Below are 13619 nucleotides of genomic sequence, written 5' to 3'. Positions count from 1 at the left end.
GCTATAATTAATCTAGTGCAAAAAAATACCCAAACAGTTGTATTTAAGCACAATCTACAACTGGAGGGAGGTTAGGTGTGAGTCTATGTCAAATGTAATCGTAAAAGAGAACGAGACGTTGGATAGCGCTTTACGCAGATTCAAGCGTAGCTGTGCAAAAGCAGGCATTCAGCAGGAAATTCGCAAGAGAGAACATTACGAGAAACCAAGCGTTCGTCGTAAAAAGAAATCTGAAGCTGCGAGAAAGCGTAAATATAATTAATGTGCTGATTAGGAGGCTGCCGCAAGACAATATACTTGTGGCGGCCTCTTTTCGCACAGAATATATAGATTTAATCCTCAGGAGAGAGTGAAACATGAAAAAGTTTTTTCGATTAATTTCCAACAGGGTTGTTCTGGTTGCCGTTGTGTTATTTTTACAGCTGCTGTGGTTTGTGGGGATTGGATATTTTCTAAACGACCGTTATATATACTTTGATGTAATTATCAATATTCTTGCAATAGCAGTTGTACTTAAACTTGTAAACCAGAGGATGAATCCTTCCTACAAACTGACCTGGACCCTTGTTATTTTGTCCTTTCCAATCATAGGACTCATATTATATGTTGTGATGGGGAAGTCAAGACTCGCAAAAAAGTTCTATCTGGAATATGAAAGAGTTCTGAATGTCCAAGGGGATATCCTGAAGGAAAAGGAAGAGGACAGGACGGCACTGAAAGAACTGAATCCGCTTGTTTCCGGACAGTCTGTATATCTTAGGGATTACTCAGATTCCCCCTTGTATCAGAACACAATAACCGGATATTATCGGGTCGGAGAAGACTGGTTTGAAAAATACATAGAAGAACTGAAAAAAGCGGAACATTACATCTTTCTGGAGTATTTTATTATTGCAGAGGGATATATGTGGGATACCGTACTGGAGATTCTGGTTGAGAAAGCTTCCAGGGGGGTAGATGTGAGGCTGATTTATGACGATTTTGGCTGTATCACTACACTGCCGCCGCGATATTACAAGAGCCTGCAGGCCAAAGGAATTAAGTGTGCCGCATTTAATCCGGTACGCCCGGTTCTGAATCTTATATTAAACAACCGGGATCATCGGAAAATAACCGTAATTGACGGACATACTGCATTTACAGGCGGGATGAATCTGGCGGATGAATACATCAACCAGAAGGAACGGTTCGGACACTGGAAGGACTCTGGAATATACCTGTATGGAGAGGCAGTATGGAATTTTACTGTGATGTTTCTTCGGATATGGTCCGTGATAACAAATATGGACTGTGAATTCGAATACTTCCGTCCCTACAATTATCATCTGGATGTCTTTGAAAATGATGGGTTTGTTCAGCCCTATGGTGATATTCCGATGGATAATGAAACGGTGGGGGAGCATGTATATCTGAATATCATTTCACAGTCAAAGGATTATGTCTATATATTCACACCATATTTAATTTTAGATAATGAAACTATGAAGGCATTGTGTCTTGCTTCCAAGCGCGGGGTCGATGTAAGGATTGTAACTCCGGGAATACCGGATAAAAAGGTTGTTTTTTTGCTGACGCAGTCCTATTATGCGGAACTGCTTGAGGCGGGGGTCAGAATCTATCAGTATTCACCGGGATTTCTGCATTCTAAAAGCTTTGTCAGTGATGATGAAGTTGCTGTAGTGGGAACCATTAATCTGGATTACCGCAGCCTGTACTTACACTTTGAATGTGGCGTCTGGATGTATCGCACAAGAGCTGTATCACAGGTAAAGAAGGATTTTCTGGACACATTGGAGGTTTCCGGTGAAATTACTCTTGACTTCTGTAAAAACCGCAGTTTGCCGGTAAGAGGAGCTCAAAGCATACTCCGCCTTATTGCACCTTTGTTATAAAACTTATCATCAACCACTCCCGCCTTACATAAAATGAGATAGAAAGAATATAAATGGAGTGGACATGAAAAAGTTCCTGATTGTATTACTGACACTGGCAATGATACTACCATCAATGAGCATAACGGCGAAGGCAGATCTGGAACTGGCATCGCCCAGTGTAATTCTGATGGAAAGCAGTACGGGGCAGATACTTTACGGGCAAAATGCAGACGAGCAGAGAAGTCCGGCCAGTATCACTAAGATTATGACACTGATATTGATCTTTGATGAACTGGATAAAGGAAATCTGGAATTGACAGATCAGGTGACTACCAGTGCTCATGCGAAAAGTATGGGTGGGTCACAGGTGTTTCTGGAGGAGGGGGAGCAGCAGACGGTTGAGACGATGATTAAATGTATCGTCATAGCATCGGGAAACGATGCATCAGTGGCTATGGCCGAACACATCGCAGGCAGTGAGGCGGAATTCGTCTCCCGGATGAACACACGCGCAAAAGAACTTGGTATGAATGACACAAATTTTGAAGATTGCTGTGGCTTGACGGACTCAACGAATCATTATACCACGGCTCATGATGTAGCATTGATGTCTCGTGAACTAGTCACGCACTATCCCCAGGTTCTGAATTATTCCTCTATCTGGATGGAGGACATCACGCATGTAACTAAACAGGGCACAAAACCGTTTACCTTGTCCAATACCAATAAATTGATTCGTGGATATGAGGGGTGTGTAGGATTAAAAACAGGCAGTACCAGTTTGGCTAAATACTGTGTATCTGCTGTGGCAGAGCGGGGAGGGATACAGCTGATATCTGTAGTAATGGGGGCACCGGATTACAAGGTCCGCTTCGCTGATGCAGCCTCTATGTTGAACTATGGATTTGGAATATGTAACCTTTACGTGGATGAGAATCAGGAGAATCCCGGCGAAATCACCGTAAAGGGGGGTACAGAGAAGCAGGTGGGCTGTACATATGAAGGGGAATTCCGCTATCTTGATACGGAAGGGAAACCCCTTGATCAGATTGAAAAAGCGGTTGAGCTTCCGGAACATATAAAGGCACCTGTAAAAAAGGGAGATGTAGCAGGAAAGGCGGTCTATACGCTGGAAGGAAAAGAAATCGGACAGGTGAATCTGCTTTATGAGGCAAGTGTGGAAAAGGCAGGATATCTTCATTGTCTGGGTGAGGTCTGGCAAAGCTTTTTGGCCTTTTAGACTTAAAGTGAATAACAGTTTGCATAGGTGTACCAATGACTTCATATACTTTATATGAAGTCATTGGTACACCTTTTGTTATTTGATTTTTGACTGACCTGACTTTCTAATGTAAGGAAAAAGTAAGAAATAAAACTGAATATCATTAAAAATATTTGCTATAATCAAGTTTGTTACTTACTGCTAAGAGGATAGAAATACATATAAAAGGAGTGTGTTTGGATGAACAGGAGCATACTGGATTACCTGGAACAGTCCAAAGAGAAATTTTCGGATAAAACAGCATTTGCGGATGTTGATACGTCCTGTACATATAGCGAATTATTGGAGAAATCAAGAAAAATCGGATCAAAATTGTCCAGATATGTGAAGCCGGGCCAGCCGGTGCCTGTATTCATGGATAAGAGCGTGGATACGATCTGCCTGTTCCTGGGAATTGTGTATGCGGGCTGTTTTTACGTTTTACTGGATACAAAGCAGCCGAAGGCAAGGCTGCATCAGATACTTGATACTTTAGATGCGGGCGTTTTAATTACTTCCAAAGATTATGACGGAGACAGAGAGGGACTTTTATTCGATGGGTCTGTATATGATCTGCAAGAATTGGAGAAGGGAGAAATCGATGAAAAAAAGCTGGCGGAAATCCGGAATCATACTTTAGACATCGATCCGCTGTACGGAATCTTCACTTCAGGTTCCACGGGGATACCCAAGGGTGTGGTGGTGAGCCACCGCAGTGTAATAGATTTTATTACATACTTTACGGATATTTTTGGAATAACATCTGAGGATGTCATCGGAAATCAGGCTCCCTGGGATTTTGATGTTTCGGTAAAGGATATCTATTCCACTTTAATGGTGGGGGCTACTATGGAAATAATACCAAAACAGTATTTTTCATTTCCTGTCAGGCTAATAGATTTTTTGTGTGAACGTAAGGTGACCACTCTGATCTGGGCCGTTTCGGCATTGTGCATCATCACCACGCTGAAAGGATTTGTATATAAGATACCGTCCAGGATTGGGAAAGTCATGTTCAGCGGAGAAGTGATGCCGGTGAAGCACTTAAATCTCTGGAGACAGGCCATACCGGATGCCATGTATGTGAATCTTTATGGTCCTACTGAAATCACCTGTAACTGTACGTATTATATTATTGAAAGAGAATTTCTGCCCGGTGAGGTGCTGCCGATCGGAAGAGCCTTTCCGAATGAGAAGGTGTTTCTTCTGGATGAAACCGATAACGTGGTAACAGACCCGGGAAAGCAGGGAGAAATCTGTGTATCAGGAACCACACTGGCTCTTGGATATTTCAATAATCCGGAACAGACCAGGCAAGCATTTGTACAAAATCCATGCAATCCTTTTTATCCTGAGATTATCTACCGAACCGGAGATCTGGGCTTATATAACGAGAACGGGGAATTATACTTCCTGTCCAGAAAAGATTTTCAGATTAAGCATTTGGGGCACCGTATTGAACTGGGTGAAATTGAGAATGCCATGGACCAGGTGGAGCAGATTATCCGTTCCTGTTGCCTCTATGATGATAAGCACAGTAAGATTCTGCTGTATTATGAAGGCGCTGTCGATAAGAGACAGATTCAGAAGCGATTGCGGGAGATACTGCCGGCCTATATGCTGCCGAACCGTTATTATGCAGTGGACAAGCTTCCTTTGACGAAGAATGGAAAAATTGACAGAAAGATGCTGATGGCGATTTATAAGGGGGAAAACTGATTATGGATGTGGGTATTTATCAGGAATCGGTTGAAAAGTTTGGGACTCCCTGCTATATCTTTGACCTGGATCGGTTCCGGGACAGACTGAAAGAGGTACAAAAAATACTTGGAAAAAGAGCACAGATTTGCTATGCTATGAAGGCAAATCCATTTCTGGTAAAGGCAGCTTCTGAATGGGTGAATGACCTGGAGGTCTGTTCTCCCGGGGAATTTGCAATCTGTGAACGGGCGGGAGTCCCTGTGAAACAAGTAGTATTATCCGGTGTCAATAAAGAAGAAAAGGATATCCGGTATATAGCAAAGCAGTATGGAGAACAGGTCACATATACAGTAGAATCGCTGCTGCAGCTGGATAATTTGCAAAAAGCAGGGAAGGATTTTCAAAGGAAGCTTCCTGTTCTTTTAAGAGTCACCAGTGGAAACCAATTTGGTTTGAGCGAAGAACTTATAAGAAGGATTATTGAGAAACGAAGCAGTTATCCGGCACTGGATTTTCTCGGATTACAGTATTTTTCAGGAACACAGAAAAAAAGGATAGAGGTACTGGAAGAAGAGCTTATGTACATGGACCGTCTGATATGTGACCTGGAAAAGTATGGATATGAAGCGGAAGTGCTGGAATTTGGCCCGGGACTTTATGTTGAGTACTTTCCTAAGGATACCAAGACGGATGAATTTAAGCTGCTAAGGGAATTTGCTGCTTTATTGCCCAAAGTACATTTTGAAAAAAAGATAAATCTGGAGTTGGGTAGATATCTGGCTGCCTCCTGTGGAAGATATCTGACCAGCATTGTGGATCAGAAGATAAATAATGATATGGGATTTTGCATCGTGGATGGTGGTATTCATCAGGTTAATTATTTTGGACAGACTATGGCAATGAAGATTCCTGCATACCGCCAGATAAAGAAATCTGTGTTTCAGCCGGTTACTGAAAAAGATACCGCCTGGAATATCTGTGGATCCCTGTGTACACTCAATGACATAATTGTAAAGAAGCTTCCGCTGCATGATGCGTCGGTTGGAGACACCCTGGTATTTGAAAATGCCGGTGCATATTCTGTTACCGAATGTATGGCTTTGTTTTTAAGCAGGGATCTTCCAAAAGTTTTATATTATGATGAGGCAAAGGGGCTTAGACTGGCCAGAGACCGTATAGAGACCAATTTTTTTAATTATGATTCCAGGGTCAAAAGGTGATAGCAATATATATCAGGAATGAGAGAGGAAAATAATTATTATGGAAAAATTACTTGAGATTTTAGAAGATGTTGTACCGGATGTGGACTTTGAAGGCTGTGAAACATTAATCGATGATGGACTTTTGGACTCCTTCGCAATATTGACGATTGTAGGAGAGCTGGAGGATGAATTCGGTGTATCTGTGACCCCTGCTGAGATTGTTCCTGAGAATTTCAATTCGGCAAAAGCACTCTGGTCCATGGTTTTGCGCCTAAAGGAGGAGTAAAGAGAGTGTATGGCACTTACATCTGTGAAATTTCTGCTGTTTCTACTGACATCTGTTGCCGGGTATTACCTGATTCCCAGGAAGTTTCAATGGATATGGCTCCTTCTCTTCAGCTATATATATTACATGGCATCCGGTGTAAAGCTGGTGGTGTTTCTGCTGTTTACCACGGCGACCACTTATGGCGCAGCCCGTCTGATTGATAAGAAGAGGAAAAATAAAAAGGCAGGGAAGAGAATTCTGATTCTGGGATTATTTCTCAATTTCGGAATGTTGGGAATATTGAAGTATACAAATCTGATTATAACGAGCGTCAATCATATTTCAGGAATAGAGTTTCCATTTGTAAACTTCCTCCTGCCACTTGGGATATCCTTTTATACGTTTCAGTCCATGGGATACCTGATGGACGTCTACTGGGGACGGTTTCATGCGGAGAAAAATCCATTTCGTTTCGCCTTGTTTGTATCTTTTTTTCCACAAATCATGCAGGGTCCAATTGGGCGTTATAACCGCATGGCCAGTCAGCTTTATGAAGGCCATAGTTTCGACTGGAACAGGATGGAGCGGGCCTGTCAGCTGATGCTATGGGGGTTTTTTAAGAAAATGGTTCTGGCAGACAATGCAGCACTCTTTGTAAATGCAATATTTGATGATTATCAAACATATCAGGGTCTTTCTATAGCCGGTGTATTGCTGTATTCCGTCCAGCTCTACGGGGATTTTTCCGGGGGTATGGATGTGGTTATGGGCGTGGCAAACCTTTTTGGAATTCAGATGGACGAGAACTTTAAGCGCCCTTATTTTGCGCGTTCAATTACAGATTTCTGGCACAGGTGGCATATCACACTCGGCACATGGATGAAGGACTATGTATTCTACCCATTTTCCCTGTCCAAAGCTATGGGAAGGTTTGGGAGGTATGCGAAGAAGAAATTCGGAAAGCAGCTGGGCAGAACACTGCCTATCTGTATCGCTAATATCGTGGTATTCCTGTTGGTGGGAATCTGGCATGGTGCGGCCTGGAAATTCATTGCATATGGACTTTATAATGGTCTGATCATAGGCGTAAGCGGGTTACTGACCAGACAATTCAGAAGCTGGAAAAAGAAACTCCATATTGATGACAAGGCACCCTGGTTTGTGATGCTTCAGATACTCAGGACGTTCCTTCTCGTAAACATCAGCTGGTTCTTTGACCGTGCGGATACAGTGGGCCAGGCGCTTACTATGTTTAAGAATGCTCTTACAAGAACAGACTGGTCTATGTTGACCGGGATTCAAACCACTGCAGGTGGAAATACTTACACGAAACTGATTCTGGCCATACTGTTATTTGGCTGTATGGTTTTGTTTGTTGTCAGCATTCTTCAGGAGCGGGGGATACAGATTAGGGAGTCCTTGTCCCAAAAGCCTTTGGTTGTTAAGATGGCAGTCTACCTGGCATTGCTGTTTTCTTTGAGTGTCATGGGTCAGATGCCCTTGTCATCAGGAGGTTTTATCTATGCGCAATTTTAGACGGATACTGAAAGCAGGTGTTTTTCTGATGCTGGTGATTTTGATTAATGGAGCACTGGACTATGCACTGTATCCTTATACATATTCGAAAGCCGAGATGTATCACATGGAGGCGGACAAGGTAAATCAGCTTATTGTCGGTACATCGCATGGGAAATGTGGAATTGATCCGGCGGTTCTTGATGAAGTCATGGGAACAAAAACTTTTAACTCCTGTCAGGGTGGAGAATACACAATAGATTCTTACTATCTTGTAAAAGAGGCTGACAGAGTACATGATATAAAACGTGTGATTTATGAACTGGATCCCGGTTACTGGGTGACAGGCGACGGACAAAATGGTCAGTACATTTCATATCTAAAAGAGTTCCCCGTATCGGGACTAAAACTTTATTATTGGAAGGATAAGCTTCTGGACGGGGATTTCCGATCAACCTTCTTTCCCTGGTATTTTTATCGTAATCAGGTAAAGAATATGGGAGAAATCATAAAGCGAAAGCAGTCGGATGAATACAAAAATCATTCTTTTGCTCCTTTTGATAGTGCGGCGCAGACCTGCAGAAAGGACGGATTTATAAAGCGAAACCGTGTGGAGACAGAGAAGGCACCTGTGGATCCGCTGAATCTCTGGCAGGATGATAATCTGAATCCGAGAAATGTGGAATGGTTTGAAAAGTTGTATGACTACTGTAAAGAGCAGAAGATTCAACTCACAGTAGTGGTTACACCTGTACCGGAAGAAACCTGTGCCCTCTATCCCGAAAATTATAAGATGGCATATGAATATTTGAAAGGGTATCTGGCGGATAAAGACTTAATCTATCTCAATTATAATTTGAAGGAGGATGAAGGATACAGCCGCGGCATCGATGATTTTGCAGATCAGGAGGGGCATATGTATGGAGATACGGCAGAAGGGTTCTCCAGATGCCTCGCCAGGGACTTGCTGTGTAAATAATGTTGCAGTCCGGCTATAAATATAGTATGATATCGTTATGAGAAAAAAGTTTATGACTACAACATACCAATTGACAAAACGTTTATCGACCGAACCTCAGGCTGCCCGCCTGCGGTTCGTTTTTGTGAGCGATTTACACAATGTGTCTATAGGAAATAAGAATCAGGAGCTTATTCGTGCTATAGAGCTGCAGAATCCGGATGCTGTTCTAATTGGGGGCGATACTTTGGTAGGGAAACCGGGTTATCCTATGGATGTTGCAATAGATTTTATAAAGAATGTGGCCGGCAGATATCCTGTATATTATGCCAATGGGAATCATGAGTACCGGCTTCGAATCTACCCGGATATATATGGGGATATGTATGAGCGATTTTCAGAGGCAATAAAGGAAGCCGGTGTTTATTATCTGATCAATCAGACAGCCAGGATTAATGTTCGGGGAATCCCCGTGGCTATCCACGGATTTGAAGCCGACAAAAAGTACTATCAACGTTATAGCAAAGCAGATATGCCTGTCTTTGAACTGAACCAGATATTCGGACAGCCGGATCCGAATGATTATCATATATTATTGGCACATAATCCGGAATACAGAGAGACATATTTAAACTGGGGCGCAGATTTGGCATTATCGGGGCACTGCCATGGCGGAGTGATACGCTTTGGAGAGCATTATGGATTAATCAGCCCCAATTTTAATTTGATTTATAAGTACTGTCATGGAAGATTTGACGACGCTTATGGAAGAACAATGATAGTCAGTGCCGGGCTTGGAGAACATACGATACCGCTTAGATTTTTCAACCCCAGAGAACTGGTGACGCTTGAAATTCAATTTATCGGGAAATGACTTGCAAATTTCGTGTGAAAAAGTTAGAATTTAGGTACAGTCTGGTCATTGACGGAAAGGAATAAAAGCGACATGGGAATTCCTGTGAAACTGCCGGTTTTTGAAGGGCCGTTGGATTTACTGATGCATCTGATTGAAAAGAATAAAATTGATATCTACGATATTCCGATTGTGGAGATCACAGATCAATATCTGGAATATGTACAGCAGATGGATCATGAAGATTTGGATGTAGTCAGTGAATTTATGGTTATGGCGGCTACATTAATTGATATCAAGTGCAGGATGCTGCTTCCCAAGGAGATAAATGAGGATGGAGAGGAAGAGGATCCAAGGGATGAACTTGTCCGTCAGCTTCTGGAATATAAGATGTATAAGTACATGTCCTATGAACTCAGGGACCGAATGGCTGAAGCATCCAGGAGCATCTACAAGGAGCCGACACTGCCAAAAGAGGTTAAGCAATACAAGGTACCTGTAGACCCGCAGGAGCTTCTGAACGGAATAACACTGGACAAGCTGCATAAAATCTTTGAATCGATACTGAAAAGGCAGGAAGATAAGATTGACCCGATTCGAAGTAAATTTGGTCAGATAGAAAAAGAGGAGATTTCTTTACCGGAAAAGATGACATACGTAGAACGGTATGCGGTTAAAAACCGAAAGTTCAGTTTTAAAAATCTGCTGGAGCAGCAATGCAGTAAATTCCAGATAATTGTTACATTTCTGGCTGTTCTGGAACTGATGAAAACCGGAAAGATACAGATTTCTCAGGAAGAGATTTTTGGGGATATTCAGATTGAGTCGTTGGAAGCCGAAGATGCCACTGTAGAAGCGTATACGGAGGAAGCTGAAGATGAATACGAATGATGTGAAACATTTGGAAGCGGCAATCGAAGCTATCCTGTTTTCCATGGGTGATTCTGTGGAGGTGGACAAAATTGCCAGGGCAATTAACTGTGATGTAAATACTACAAAGCGGATATTACACCAGATGATGATGAATTACGAAGCCGAAGACCGGGGAATTAAAATTATAGAGCTGGAAGATGTGTATCAGATGTGCACAAAAAAGGAATACTATGATTATCTGGTCAATGTGGCATTGCAGCCAAAGCAGGCGGTACTCAGTGACGTTATGATGGAAACACTGTCCATAATCGCTTATAAGCAGCCTGTTACAAAAGCAGAGATAGAGAAAATCCGCGGAGTTAAGAGCGATCATGCGGTGAATAAACTAATAGAATATAATCTGGTTCAGGAATTAGGCAGACTGGATGCGCCGGGGCGCCCTATATTATTTGGTACGACGGAAGAGTTTTTAAGAAGCTTTGGCGTGGATTCTACAGATAACCTTCCCGTAATCAGCCCAGTCAAGCTGGAGGATTTCAAAGCGGAAGCGGAAGAGGAGATTCAAATCAAAGTGGATATATAGGAGGTGCTTATATGCCTGCAACTTATACACATGACCGGTTCGGAAAAGATGTGTACCGGCATCTTTCAGGTGATCTGAAAAAAGTGATTCGCAAGGAGAAGAAGCTTTATCTGACGGGGCTTCAGGGACCGGATATTTTTTATTTTTATCATCCATTATATACAAATCCAATTGTCAGTATGGGACATAAAATTCATGAAAGAAATGCGGATGAGTTTCTAATTAGATGCAGAAGCCAATATCAAAAGAGACCGGAAGGTGGTTTGATGGCTTACCTTATGGGGTTTGCCTGTCATTTTCTTTTAGATTCCGCCTGCCACCCATATATTAACGAGTATGCAGAGCAAATCGGTGTGACGCATGCAAAACAGGAGGCAGAGTTAGACAGAGTGTTTCTTTTAAAGGACCATAAAAATCCATTTACCTATGACCGTTCTGCGGGAATTTGCCCCGTGACTCCCGGCAACAAGGTTATTCTGAGGTGTTACCCCAACATAGCACTGGAGGATTTAGTTGAAGCGTTAAAAGGGATGAAGCTTTATTCAAATCTTCTGAATCAACAGCACGTCCTTTTAAGAAACGGGCTTTTGCTGGGAATGAAAGCTATGGGAGTTGAGGTCGCAATTTCTGATCAGGTGTTAAGGAAAAAGGTGGATCCGGGAGCAAAGTCTGCGGTAGAAAATCTGCTTCTGTTATACGAAAACACCTTAGATGAAGCCCCGGATCTGTTGGAGAATCTGGCAGACTATCTGTCACAGGGAGCAAAACTATCAGGAAGATATCATAGGAATTTTTGCTGAAAAAGAGGAATGGTCATGTGTAAAATGTCCATTCCTCTTTTTCTTCCCTTTGCTTAATAATATTATACCACAGAATTTTCCTCTTTTAAAGACTTGTAATGGAGGTATTCCGGCTCTATAATAAACAAACTACCAGAAAAGCGGGGTGTGTTATGGAGGAGAATATTTTTGAATTGATCCAATTAAAAAATCAGGAGAAAGACTGTTACCAATTGCTTGCTTGTAATGAGAAAACCGGGAATTTCGGACTAATGCTGACTCCGGAGGATGCAAGGGAATTGATTATCAGAAAAAATGCCGTTCTTAAGGTGCATAAAAGATTTGAGTTCAGTGAAAGCATATTACCCCAATTGATTTTTCAGTTCTGTGATTCCCAGTATATCAATCAGGTGGATTACCTTGAGATCCTTACGCGGCTTCAGGACATCTTCTTTAGCTTTAAAAATGAATCGGAAGATCTTTTGACAGATGAGGAACTTTTGAACTTTATGTATGAACAGTTTGAGACTGTCTGCTTCGGGGATCTGGATTACCTGGAAGGGACTTGCCTGGAGCGATTCGCAACCGCGGTTCGTGCAGGATATGATGGTTATCGCAGCACTGGCGGAAGGAATGTATATGAGAATTTCAGCGAGGAAAAGAGATGGGATAAAGAACTTTACCTGGAGGTCTTAAAAGACTTATGCTGGCGTTGAATATATGAAATTTTAAAATGGGGGATAGAGCATTGTATAATCAGGAAGAACTATTACCGCTTATCACAAGACTGATGGGAAGATATACCTCAAAGGAAAGCAGCTCAGTAACTTATGAGACAGCGAATATGCTGGCAGAAGCTGTGGTTTACTGCATTGATGAGTGGATACATGCAGGTGATACACAATTGACAGATGGGAAAATTGATCTGAAATTATTTTATAGTAAGGGATATGAAGCAGTAATCCAAAAGGTGAAAAAAGCAGGAGAGTTGTATAACACAATGTTGGACGATTTCAGAGATTATGGATGCAGGAGTTACAGAGAAACAATTCTGGATGGAATGCCCGCTTTTTTTCTGCGGTATGATGCTGAATTTAATCCCCAGGATCATCTGTTAACACTGGATTATCCCACCTATAAGCCCGACAGCAATATCTCTGGTGTAGACAGAATTTATGAATATCTTTTGGATATAAACATGGAAAGAGAGTTTTTGGCGCAGTTTCCTGAAGAAAATATCCGGGGACTCTTACTTCAATTTCAGGAGCGTTATCGAATCTCTTATCCGGACAATATATGTGAGTTGGTGATTCTCCAGGCTGTAGGATGTATCATAGCAGAAAGGCCGGTCAGCCTGCTGAGGCTGGACAGAAAAGCACTCAGGATAATCCGGTATCAATTTGAAGACAGTGAAGAGGCAGGGATAGAAAGGGAAATGAAAGGATATATCAGGATGCTATGTTCCAGGATGGTAGATAAAAAAGCAGAGGAATATTTTGCAGTCCGTGCGGGAGATTATGCTGTACGAATTAGGAATGGCATGGAGAATGGCAATCTGGAAGAGGTATTTATGTGTGAAGAGTAAGCTTCATCTCGCTATGGATGAACTGTGACCATTCGTTTTATTTTAGCTAATCCAGTATTGCATATTGGAGAAAATTCATGTATAGTGAATTAAGAAAAATCTAAAGTACTCTTAAAGTACTAGTATAGGCGGCATTAAATATAATAATTGCACTTTGTAAAAGGTGT

General features: G+C 42.0%; 14 protein-coding genes. All 14 read left to right on the top strand.

The window, feature by feature from the left end; genetic code table 11:
- The first annotated feature begins 85 nt into the window (after positions 1 to 85).
- The 14 genes from rpsU to KNL20_RS08050 all read left to right on the top strand — a co-directional run bounded on the left by rpsU (position 86) and on the right by KNL20_RS08050 (position 13452).
- Positions 86 to 262 (top strand): 30S ribosomal protein S21, encoded by a 177-nt coding sequence (gene rpsU, locus KNL20_RS08115; protein WP_004222305.1) that lies wholly within the window; start codon positions 86 to 88, stop codon positions 260 to 262.
- 94 nt (positions 263 to 356) lie between these two features.
- Entirely contained in the window at positions 357 to 1892 is a 1536-nt protein-coding gene (cls, locus tag KNL20_RS08110) for a cardiolipin synthase (RefSeq protein WP_230397282.1), read from the top strand.
- 64 nt (positions 1893 to 1956) lie between these two features.
- Entirely contained in the window at positions 1957 to 3114 is a 1158-nt protein-coding gene (locus KNL20_RS08105; RefSeq protein ID WP_230397281.1) for a D-alanyl-D-alanine carboxypeptidase family protein, read from the top strand.
- A 222-nt stretch (positions 3115 to 3336) separates the two neighbouring features.
- Complete coding sequence (locus tag KNL20_RS08100; RefSeq protein ID WP_230397280.1) at positions 3337 to 4854, top strand: amino acid adenylation domain-containing protein; 1518 nt, start codon at positions 3337 to 3339, stop codon at positions 4852 to 4854.
- Between the two features lie 2 nt (positions 4855 to 4856).
- Positions 4857 to 6056, top strand: a complete 1200-nt coding sequence (locus KNL20_RS08095; RefSeq protein WP_230397279.1) for a diaminopimelate decarboxylase family protein — start codon at positions 4857 to 4859, stop codon at positions 6054 to 6056.
- 40 nt (positions 6057 to 6096) lie between these two features.
- Positions 6097 to 6324 (top strand): acyl carrier protein, encoded by a 228-nt coding sequence (locus KNL20_RS08090; protein WP_230397278.1) that lies wholly within the window; start codon positions 6097 to 6099, stop codon positions 6322 to 6324.
- A gap of 9 nt (positions 6325 to 6333) precedes the next feature.
- Positions 6334 to 7842, top strand: a complete 1509-nt coding sequence (locus KNL20_RS08085; protein WP_230397277.1) for an MBOAT family O-acyltransferase — start codon at positions 6334 to 6336, stop codon at positions 7840 to 7842.
- On the top strand, positions 7829 to 8800 hold the full coding sequence (locus tag KNL20_RS08080) for a hypothetical protein (RefSeq protein ID WP_230397276.1): 972 nt from the start codon (positions 7829 to 7831) through the stop codon (positions 8798 to 8800). The genes KNL20_RS08085 and KNL20_RS08080 overlap by 14 nt, the downstream gene beginning before the upstream one ends.
- Positions 8801 to 8852: 52 nt before the next feature.
- Positions 8853 to 9653, top strand: a complete 801-nt coding sequence (locus KNL20_RS08075) for a metallophosphoesterase (RefSeq protein ID WP_230397275.1) — start codon at positions 8853 to 8855, stop codon at positions 9651 to 9653.
- Positions 9654 to 9725: 72 nt separating this feature from the next.
- Entirely contained in the window at positions 9726 to 10523 is a 798-nt protein-coding gene (locus KNL20_RS08070; protein ID WP_230397274.1) for a segregation and condensation protein A, read from the top strand.
- Positions 10510 to 11088: an SMC-Scp complex subunit ScpB gene (scpB, locus tag KNL20_RS08065; RefSeq protein ID WP_230397273.1), complete on the top strand. Its 579-nt coding sequence runs from the start codon at positions 10510 to 10512 to the stop codon at positions 11086 to 11088. Before KNL20_RS08070 ends, scpB begins: the two co-directional genes overlap by 14 nt.
- 11 nt (positions 11089 to 11099) lie before the next feature.
- Positions 11100 to 11888 carry a zinc dependent phospholipase C family protein gene (locus KNL20_RS08060; RefSeq protein WP_230397272.1) on the top strand — a complete coding sequence of 263 codons (789 nt, stop codon included), beginning with the start codon at positions 11100 to 11102 and terminating at the stop codon, positions 11886 to 11888.
- Positions 11889 to 12040: 152 nt separating this feature from the next.
- A complete protein-coding gene (locus tag KNL20_RS08055; RefSeq protein ID WP_230397271.1) occupies positions 12041 to 12583 on the top strand; it encodes a DUF6323 family protein in 543 nt (180 codons plus the stop codon).
- A 32-nt stretch (positions 12584 to 12615) separates the two neighbouring features.
- Complete coding sequence (locus tag KNL20_RS08050) at positions 12616 to 13452, top strand: DUF6179 domain-containing protein (protein WP_230397270.1); 837 nt, start codon at positions 12616 to 12618, stop codon at positions 13450 to 13452.
- Positions 13453 to 13619: the final 167 nt, after the last annotated feature.

It is taken from the genome of Novisyntrophococcus fermenticellae, from assembly GCF_018866245.1.
Lineage (GTDB): Bacteria > Bacillota > Clostridia > Lachnospirales > Lachnospiraceae > Novisyntrophococcus > Novisyntrophococcus fermenticellae.
Note: the sequence above shows the minus strand (reverse complement) of the source record. Positions and strands in the feature narration are given on the sequence as shown.

Coding starts and splice junctions, on each gene's coding strand:
- rpsU (WP_004222305.1), top strand. CDS start 86: ATGTCAAATGTAATCGTAAAAGAGAACGAGACGTTGGATAGCGCTTTA.
- cls (WP_230397282.1), top strand. CDS start 357: ATGAAAAAGTTTTTTCGATTAATTTCCAACAGGGTTGTTCTGGTTGCC.
- KNL20_RS08105 (WP_230397281.1), top strand. CDS start 1,957: ATGAAAAAGTTCCTGATTGTATTACTGACACTGGCAATGATACTACCA.
- KNL20_RS08100 (WP_230397280.1), top strand. CDS start 3,337: ATGAACAGGAGCATACTGGATTACCTGGAACAGTCCAAAGAGAAATTT.
- KNL20_RS08095 (WP_230397279.1), top strand. CDS start 4,857: ATGGATGTGGGTATTTATCAGGAATCGGTTGAAAAGTTTGGGACTCCC.
- KNL20_RS08090 (WP_230397278.1), top strand. CDS start 6,097: ATGGAAAAATTACTTGAGATTTTAGAAGATGTTGTACCGGATGTGGAC.
- KNL20_RS08085 (WP_230397277.1), top strand. CDS start 6,334: ATGGCACTTACATCTGTGAAATTTCTGCTGTTTCTACTGACATCTGTT.
- KNL20_RS08080 (WP_230397276.1), top strand. CDS start 7,829: ATGCGCAATTTTAGACGGATACTGAAAGCAGGTGTTTTTCTGATGCTG.
- KNL20_RS08075 (WP_230397275.1), top strand. CDS start 8,853: ATGACTACAACATACCAATTGACAAAACGTTTATCGACCGAACCTCAG.
- KNL20_RS08070 (WP_230397274.1), top strand. CDS start 9,726: ATGGGAATTCCTGTGAAACTGCCGGTTTTTGAAGGGCCGTTGGATTTA.
- scpB (WP_230397273.1), top strand. CDS start 10,510: ATGAATACGAATGATGTGAAACATTTGGAAGCGGCAATCGAAGCTATC.
- KNL20_RS08060 (WP_230397272.1), top strand. CDS start 11,100: ATGCCTGCAACTTATACACATGACCGGTTCGGAAAAGATGTGTACCGG.
- KNL20_RS08055 (WP_230397271.1), top strand. CDS start 12,041: ATGGAGGAGAATATTTTTGAATTGATCCAATTAAAAAATCAGGAGAAA.